The following is a 974-nucleotide window of genomic DNA, read 5'->3' as shown; positions in this document are numbered from 1 at the left end:
TGTTAAACAGCGTGCAAAAGTTGCCAGAATTGGGTGGAAAACAGCGTTTAAATTGACCACCTGATAACCTGCCGGATTTGCCGGGAGGAAACTGGAGTGATTTGCATGGAAACCATAGCCAAAGTGCGCCGTCTGTATCATCTGGACAAAGAGACGGTCAGTCATATTTCTCGAAAAATGAATTTATCGCGTGCCACGGTGCGCAAGTATCTGGACCATGTCGGAGATGAACCGAAGTACCCCCAGCGGAAATCCCGACCACGGCCGCAATTGGGAGCTTTTGAGGCGATCCTGCAGCAATGGCTGGAGACGGATGCGCACTTACCGCGCAAGCAGAAGCGGACCGCACGCAGACTGTTCGAGGGTTTGCAGAAGGCAGGATACCAGGGGGCTTATGACAGCATTCAGCGCTGGGTAAAGGCGTGGAAGGCGAACGTTCGCCCTGGTCTGCACCAAGCCTTTATTCCCCTGAGTTTCCGTCCCGGTGAAGCGTATCAGTTTGACTGGAGCAGCGAGACGGTGATTCTGGATGGGGTGGCCATGGCGATCAAGGTCGCCCACTTTCGCCTGACTTACAGCCGGATGTCCTTTGTCCGGGCCTATCCCAGAGAAACCCAGGAGATGGTCTTCGCCGCCCATCAGGAAGCCTTTCTGGCCTTTGAAGGGGTCCCTGAGCGGGGTATTTACGATAACCCCAAGACCATTGTGGATGTGGTGTATAACCGCCCCCTCAAAGGCCGGGAACGGGATTTCAATCGGCGCTTCCTGGCCCTCATGAACCATTATCTGATTCGGCCCACCGCCTGCACGGTCGCTGCCGGATGGGAGAAGGGACAGGTCGAGAATCAGGTCGGCAATATCCGCGAATGGTTTTTTACCCCGCTTCCGCACTTTGAAACACTGGATCAGCTGAACGCCTGGCTCTGGGAACGCTGTCAGGAGCGGGCACAGAATCATGCACACCCCGAGCAGAA

The 974-nt window shown here is 55.5% G+C and carries 1 protein-coding gene; it reads left to right on the top strand.

Annotated features, from left to right (window positions below):
• Positions 1-105: 105 nt before the first annotated feature.
• Positions 106-974, top strand: an 869-nt coding sequence (gene istA / locus HAP95_RS07590) for an IS21 family transposase (RefSeq protein ID WP_215883673.1), incomplete at its 3' end; no start/stop codon positions are given.

This window comes from Acidithiobacillus sulfurivorans, assembly GCF_018853815.1.
GTDB classification, from domain to species: domain Bacteria; phylum Pseudomonadota; class Gammaproteobacteria; order Acidithiobacillales; family Acidithiobacillaceae; genus Acidithiobacillus; species Acidithiobacillus sulfurivorans.
Note: the sequence above shows the minus strand (reverse complement) of the source record. Positions and strands in the feature narration are given on the sequence as shown.